At 65.5% G+C, this 1,147-nt stretch carries 1 protein-coding gene; it reads right to left on the bottom strand.

The annotated features are described in order from the left end of the window. Positions 1-214: 214 nt before the first annotated feature. The gene (locus ACFC4D_RS46405; protein ID WP_376073317.1) at positions 215-994 is read right to left on the bottom strand and encodes a transposase family protein; all 780 of its coding nucleotides are present in this window, start codon (positions 992-994) and stop codon (positions 215-217) included. Positions 995-1,147: the final 153 nt, after the last annotated feature.

The raw sequence follows: 1,147 nt of genomic DNA, 5'->3' as shown, positions 1-1,147 counted from the left end.
CAAGCCCTGGTTCGCCTCGCACCGGACGCCGATCGCGGGATACGCACCTGCCCGTCGCAGGAACTCGATAGTTGCTGTCCGCTCAATCTTCGGCTCCAGCCGCCCAGACGCCCCCGTGGATACCGCACCCATACCTACCCCAAGCCCAGCAGCTACACCCACTAGAAGGAGCGAGGGAAACGCGTCGGCAACCCTGAGCCCTATTCACGGGGTTTCACCAGCCCTTCTTGTAGAAGGCAAGTGCGGTGACGGTCTTGGCGACGAGGGCGAAGCGGGTGAGAGGGCCGCGGTAGCGGGTGGCGAGGATCTTCCAGTCCTTCAGGTGCGCGATGGTCCGCTCGACTGCGGCCCGGAGTGTGCTGATGGAACGGTTGGCCACTTTGTCCCCAGTGGATCGTTCCTGGCGCGGCGGCTTGCGCCGTGGGGTGAGCAGTCCGGAGCCGACGTAGCCCAGATCGCCGATGCCCTCCCGTTCGGCGAAGGCTTTGGGGAAGTGTGACCGGCGCCAGGCGTGCATGTCGTGGCGCGAGCCCGGAACAGGCGACGAGACCGCGAGCAGGTCCCCGGTGAGCGTGGCGGCAACCTGCAGGTTGAAGCCCGTGTCGCGGTGCTTGCCGGAGAACATCGTGGTGCCCTCGCTCGCCCAGTCCCAGGTGGGTACCAGGGTTCCGTCGACCAGCACGACACGGCCGGCCGAAGCCCCGACAGGATCGGGAACATGCCTGGCCAGAGCCTTCTCCACCACCGGCAGCAGGACAGTCCAGCGGCGCGAGACGGTCGCTTGGGAGACCCCGAACAACTCGGCCGCCGCTGACTGGACCGGGTTCTGCCGCAGCAGGAACAGCACCAGCACCACCGATTTGTACAGCCCCAGCGCCCACATCCGCCTGGGAGCCACCGGCGGATCCGGGTCCTCCACGAGAATCCGGTGGACATGCTCCACGAGCACGTCCAGTTGATCGGTGTCCAGCCCTGTCGTAACGTTCCAGCTCAACGGCCCTGCTCCTGTAGAAAATGACGTCTTCGCAACCGTCACGCTACCGAGCAGGGCCGCTCTCATGATCAAGCACAGCGGACCGAAACCCTCCGTGAATAAGCCTCCAGACCTGTCACTCGATCGTTGGGCGGGCTGAAAAGGCTCATTGAC

Origin of the sequence: Nocardia sp. NPDC056000 (assembly GCF_042269265.1) — a bacterium.
GTDB lineage: Bacteria > Actinomycetota > Actinomycetes > Mycobacteriales > Mycobacteriaceae > Nocardia.
This window is presented reverse-complemented; position numbering and strand designations above follow the sequence as displayed.